Origin of the sequence: Actinotalea sp. JY-7885, assembly GCF_014525465.1 — a bacterium.
Lineage (GTDB): Bacteria > Actinomycetota > Actinomycetes > Actinomycetales > Cellulomonadaceae > Actinotalea.
Map to the genome: position 1 here is coordinate 1 of NZ_JACEXH010000189.1, position 5,790 is coordinate 5,790.

Consider the following 5,790-nt stretch of genomic DNA (forward strand, 5'->3'; position numbering starts at 1 on the left):
GTGAGCACCCGCGCCGCGAGGTCGGCGGCGCCCAGGGCGGAGGCCTCGGGGGCGGCGCTGACGACGACGGGGCGGCCGAGCAGGTCCGCCTGCGTCTGCATGAGCAGCGGGGACGCCGTGGCGCCGCCGTCCGCGACGATCGCGCCCGGGTCCGCCGAGCCGTCGCGCAGCACGGCCTCGACGACGTCGCACACCTGGTGGGCCACGGCCTCGAGGGCCGCGCGGGCGACGTGCCCGCGGGTGGTCCCGCCCGTGACCCCGGTGAGCGTGCCGACGGCGTCGCGGTCCCAGTGCGGCGCGCCGAGCCCGGTGAACGCCGGCACGACGACGACGCCGCCGCTGTCCGGCTCGGTCGCGGCGAGCTCGGTGAGCGCCTGGCCGCCGGGCACGTCCGGCGGCGTGCCGAGCAGCCGCGCGACCCAGTCCAGCGCCGCGCCGGAGGTGAGGATGTTGCCCTCGCTCGCGTACTGCGGGGCGCCGTCGAGCCAGGCCAGCGTGCTCGTGGCGCCCCTGGTGCCGCGCACGCGGCCGTCCGTGGGGAGCATGACGGACGAGCCGGTGCCGTAGGTGGCCTTGGCGGTGCCGGGCCCGGCCTGGCCGTGGTGGTACAGGGCGGCGTGCGAGTCCGCCAGGACGGCGAGCACGGGCACGCCGTCGAGCCCCAGCGCCCCGCCGCGCACCGTGCCGAACCCGCCGCTGGACGCCTGCACGCGCGGCAGGACGACGTCGGGCAGCCCGAACAGGGCGAGCATCTCCTCGTCCCACTCCAGCCGGTCGAGGTCCAGCAGCAGGGTGCGCGAGGCGTTGCCGGCCTCGACAAGGTGCTCGCCGGTGAGCCGGTGCACCAGCCAGGAGTCGACGGTGCCCACGCGGACGTCGCCCGCGGGCACGCCCAGGTCGCGCGCGTACTGCAGCAGCCAGCGCATCTTGGGCGCGGAGTACATCGCGTCCAGCGGCAGGCCGGTGCGCGCCCAGACCCGCTCGGTGGCCGTCACCTTCGCGCACCAGGCGGCGGTGCGGGAGTCCTGCCAGCCGAGCACCGGGCCGAGCGGGTCCCCGCTCGAGGCGCGCCAGGCGACCACCGACTCGCGCTGGTTGCTGATCGCCAGCGCCGTGACCGGTCGCGCCGCGGCCGCCAGGCAGCGCCGGGCGGCGACCTGCACCGAGCCCCACAGGTCCTCGGCGTCCTGCTCGACCCAGCCGGGCCGGGGGTAGGCGATGGCGACCGGCGCGGTGCCGCGCCCCAGGACGGCGCCCGACGCGGCGTCGACGAGCAGCGCCTTGGTCGACGTCGTGCCCTGGTCGATCGTCAGGATGGTGTCCACGTCAGCCCTTGACCGCGCCGGCGAGGGCGCCCTGGACGAAGTACCGCTGGAACATCAGGTAGACGATGAGGACCGGGACGGCGGACATGATGATGAACGCGTTGAGCGGGCCGTAGTCGGTGCCGTGCTGGGTCGAGAAGCTCTGCACCGCGAGGGGCACGGTCCAGTTGTCCTGCGAGCGCAGCAGCGTCGTGGCCATGGCGTACTCGTTCCAGGTGCCGACGAAGTCGAGGATGAACAGCGCGGCGAGGGCGGGCTTGGCCAGCGGAAGGATGATCTGGATGAAGATCCGGAACGTCGAGGCGCCGTCGATGCGCGCGGACTCCTCGAGCTCGTCGGGGATGGCCCGGAAGAACCCGTAGAGCACGAACACCGCGTAGGGGATGCCGAAGGCCAGGTAGGGCAGCATCAGGCCGGGCAGCGAGTCCAGTGCGCCGAGCTCGAGCATCGTGTTGAAGAGCGGGCCGAGGGCGATCTGGATCGGGACCATGGAGCCGACCGCGATGACGGCGAGCAGCAGGCGGTGGAACCGGAACCGCAGGCGAGCGATGGCGTAGGCCGCGGCCGCCGCGAAGAACAGGCCCAGCGGCACCTTGATCAGCGAGATCACGAGGCTGTTGAGCCCGGTGGTCCCCAGCTTGCCGACCTCGAACGCCTCGGCGTAGTTGCTCCAGGCCCACGAGGTGGGCAGGGCCCACGGGTCGGTCGCGCTGATGTCCGCGTTGGACTTCACCGACGTCAGGAACATGATCGCGAAGGGCAGCGCCCAGAGCAGGGTGGTCAGCACGAGCGCGATCCACAGGCCGATGCCGGCGTAGTCGCGGCGGCGCGGCTCGGGCCTGGGGGCCGTGACGTCCCCGGCGCGCGGGTCCACCACGACCGGGGCGGGGGTGGCGATCCGGTGGCTCACTTGCCGTCTCCCTTCATCGACCAGGCCATGTACGGGATCACCAGGCACAGGGACAGCAGCAGCAGGACGGTCGCGACCGCTCCGCCCGCGCCGAAGCTGTGGTTGGTGAAGGACTGCGTGTAGGACCACAGCGCGAGGACCTGGGTGGACTGCGCGGGGCCGCCGCCCGTCATGCCGACGATGAGGTCGAACACCTTGAGCGAGTTGATGATCGTGAGGATGACGACGACGACAGTCGTCGGGCGCAGGGCGGGCAGGGTGACGTTGCGGAACACCTGCCAGGCGTTGGCGCCGTCGACCTTGGCCGCGTCCACGAGCTCCTGGGCGACGGACTGCAGGCCGGCCAGGAACAGCACCATCGGGAAGCCGACCGCCTGCCACACCGAGGCGGCGAACACCGAGTACAGGGCGATCTTCGGGTCGCCGAGCCAGGTCTGGGTCCACGCACCGAGGCCGACGGCCTCCAGGAGCTGGTTGACCATGCCGAGCGTGGGGTTGTAGATCCACCGCCACATCGCGGCCACGGTGATCGAGGCGAACACCGAGGGGATGTAGATGACGGAGCGCATGAGGCTGCGCCCGACCATCTGGCGGTTGAGGGCCAGGGCGAGCAGGAGCCCGAGCAGCATCGGGATCGCCAGCGAGAGCACGACCCAGATGACGGAGTTGCCGAAGGACTTCCAGAACACCGGGTCCTGGGTGAACAGCCGCACGTAGTTGTCGAGGCCGACGAACTCCGGCTCCTCCGTGCGGAAGCCCGACCAGCGGTAGAACGACAGCCGCACGGAGTCGAGCATCGGGTAGACGATGAAGTAGCCGTAGATCAGCAGGGACGGCACCAGGTACGGCAGCGCCGTGAGGAACGGGCTGCGCCGGCGCGTCCTGCGCCGGGGCCGTGCCCCCGGGGCCTGCTCGACCAGGCCGGGTACAACCGCCATCATCGTCTCCTCGAACGGGGGTCCCCGGGGGTGGGGCGGACCGCCCCACCCCCGGAGGTCAGGTCACTGGTTGGCGTCACGCCACTGCTGGAACACCTCGCCCGCCTCGGCGGGGTCGATGTCGCCGGTGAGGACCGAGTTCTGCACGCGCCAGAACTCCGTGGTCTCCGCGGTGGAGAAGTTCTGGTCGTTGTTGACGAACAGACCCGTCGCCTCGGAGATGACGCCCGTCCACTCCTCGCCCAGCGGCGCGTCGGCCGGCGGGGCGACCGAGGCGTTCACCGACAGCGCGGAGAACGCGGTGCCGAGCTTGCCCTGGCCCTCCTCCGAGACCATGTAGTCCAGGAACTTCGCGGCCGCGTCGGGGTTCTTGGCGTTCGGCGTCAGGTAGAGCAGCTCGCCGAAGCCGTACGCCCGGCCCGTGCCCGTGGGGAACGCGAAGAGGCTCATGTCCTCGGCAGCGAGGCCGCCGTCGATCGCCATCGGGCCGAACCAGTCGCCCTCGATCGTCATGGCGGCCTTGCCCGTGTAGAAGAGCTGGGCGGCGTCGTCGTTGCTGATCGCCATGAAGCCCTCGTTGAGGTACTCGTCGCCCCAGGTCTTGAGCTCGGTGAAGGCCTCCGCGACGCACGGCTCGGCGCCCCAGTCGCCGTCACCCGTGGTGAGCTCGTCGGCCGTGTCCGCGCCGCACATGGTCTCGATCAGCGAGTCGAGCAGGCGCATGACGTGCCAGTTGACCGTGCCGCCGAACTCCATCGGGGTGATCCCCGCGGCCTTGAGCGTCTGGGCGACCTCGACGAGCTCGTCGTAGGTCGTCGGCAGCGTGGTGATGCCCGCCTGCTCGAACAGCGCCGTGTTGTAGTAGACGGCCTCGGTCGCCTGGATGAACGGGACGCCGTGGTAGCCGCCGTACTGCGTGGCGTTCTGCAGCGCCGCCGGCGTCAGGACCTCGTCCCAGCCGTACTCCTCGTAGTACTCGGTGAGGTCCTGGCTCATGCCCACGTCGACCAGCTCGCCGCCCAGGCCCGAGCCGCCCCAGTAGCGGTACAGGTCCGGTCCCGCGTCGGTGCCGGCGACCTGGCGCAGTGCGTCCTTGTGCGGGTCGGTCGCCCGCTCCTCGGTGACGACCGTGATGCCGGGGTTGGCCTCCTCGAAGCCCTCGACCAGCGCGTCCCACGCCGCCTTCTGCGTCGGCTCCTGGGTCAGGGTCCAGACCGTGACCTCGGTGTCGCCGCCGCTCTCCTCGCTGCTGTCGCCCCCGCTGCAGCCCACCAGGACCAACGCGAGCGAACCGATCGCCGCGCCGGTCACCATCGACCTTCTGTTCAGCACCTTTGCCTCCATCCAGATGGTTGTCCCGTAGCCCTCACGGGCGTCGTCGCGGGCTGGGCCCGCACCACGGGGGTCGAACTAGCTCTCCGCCTGCCACTCGCCGAACTCGGCCAGCTTCAGGTAGAAGTCCTCGAACATCAGCCGCACGTCGACCTGCGTGTAGACGCGCATCGGCCGCGCACCGCGCACCGCCCGGTAGGCGCCCTCGGCCGTCAGCTCGGGCGTGGGTCGCACGACGTACGACGACGACGAGCTGTCCGCCTCGAACGTCGAGCGCAGCGCCGTGAGCAGCACGAGCGGCGAGTCGCCGAGCGCGTAGGCCTCGCAGACCTCCAGCCCGTGGTCGTGCACGCGGCCCTGCTCGTAGGCGACCTCGTCGTAGAGGTAGCGCCCGAGCGGGCCCGTGGTGGCGACCCGGCGGCGCAGCTCCACGTCGCTGACCAGGCACTGGCGGTAGACGTCGCGCGGGATCTGCCAGATCTCCAGGTCCGGGGCCGCGAAGAGCACGCGCGCCGCGGCCACGTCGATCAGCAGGTTGTACTCGATCGGCATGGCGCCCACGGGCGGGAGCGCGAGGCCGTCGTGCTCGGGACCGCCGATCCACACGAGCGTCATCCGCTCCGCGATGCGCGGCTCGAGCAGGTAGGCCGACGCGAGGTCGGTCAGTCCCCCGCCGGCGGCGTAGAACAGCGGCGTGGAGACGTCGTCCCGCATCGCCTCGGCGATGATCGCGCGGGCGGCCGGCGAGTCCTGCGGCGTGGTGAGGTCGGGCAGCGCGGTCGGCGCGCCCTGGACGATGCGGTCGGTGGACTCCAGGCCCATCCGCGCGAAGACGTCCTCGACCACCGCGCGGGCGTTGGCCGCCGTGTCCGGGCCGAGGTCCATGAGGTCGCCGGGGCGCAGGTGCGAGGCCACGACGAGCGGGATCTCGACGGCCGGGGAGAGCACGTGGTGGACGATCTGGAACAGGTCGTCCGGGTCGCCGGAGAAGTCGTTGTCGATGATGACGCGCGAGCGCGCGGCCGGGAAGGCCGTGCTGCGCCACGGCGTCTGGCCCAGGCGCCAGCGCTTGTCGGCGGGGATCCCGTGGTCCTGCGGGGCGGACGGAACGCGCGTCATTGCGTCTCCTGAATGTTTATTCGTACTGGAATGACTCTGCGCCGACAGTAGCCCGCGGCTCCCGGGACGTCAAAGAACGGGCGCGGCGGTGCCCGCCGCGGCCCGCGACGGGCGCGCCGAAGGCACCCGCGGGTGGCCCGCGAGGCGGGTGGCGTCGGCCCAGCCG

General features: G+C 71.9%; 5 protein-coding genes. All 5 read right to left on the reverse strand.

Going from position 1 to position 5,790, the window contains the following annotated elements; all coding sequences use genetic code 11:
- A partial coding sequence (locus IDM29_RS14200) for an FGGY family carbohydrate kinase (RefSeq protein WP_188037676.1) occupies window positions 1-1,325 on the reverse strand: 1,325 nt, incomplete at its 3' end.
- A 1-nt stretch (window position 1,326) separates the two neighbouring features.
- On the reverse strand, window positions 1,327-2,235 hold the full coding sequence (locus IDM29_RS14205) for a carbohydrate ABC transporter permease (RefSeq protein ID WP_309232744.1): 909 nt from the start codon (window positions 2,233-2,235) through the stop codon (window positions 1,327-1,329).
- Window positions 2,232-3,173 (reverse strand): carbohydrate ABC transporter permease, encoded by a 942-nt coding sequence (locus tag IDM29_RS14210; RefSeq protein WP_182113121.1) that lies wholly within the window; start codon window positions 3,171-3,173, stop codon window positions 2,232-2,234. The genes IDM29_RS14205 and IDM29_RS14210 overlap by 4 nt, the downstream gene beginning before the upstream one ends.
- Window positions 3,174-3,236: 63 nt before the next feature.
- Window positions 3,237-4,505, reverse strand: a complete 1,269-nt coding sequence (locus IDM29_RS14215; RefSeq protein WP_182113120.1) for an ABC transporter substrate-binding protein — start codon at window positions 4,503-4,505, stop codon at window positions 3,237-3,239.
- Window positions 4,506-4,583: 78 nt separating this feature from the next.
- Window positions 4,584-5,624, reverse strand: coding sequence for a nucleoside hydrolase (locus IDM29_RS14220; RefSeq protein ID WP_182113119.1), 1,041 nt, complete (start codon window positions 5,622-5,624; stop codon window positions 4,584-4,586).
- Window positions 5,625-5,790 lie beyond the last annotated feature (166 nt).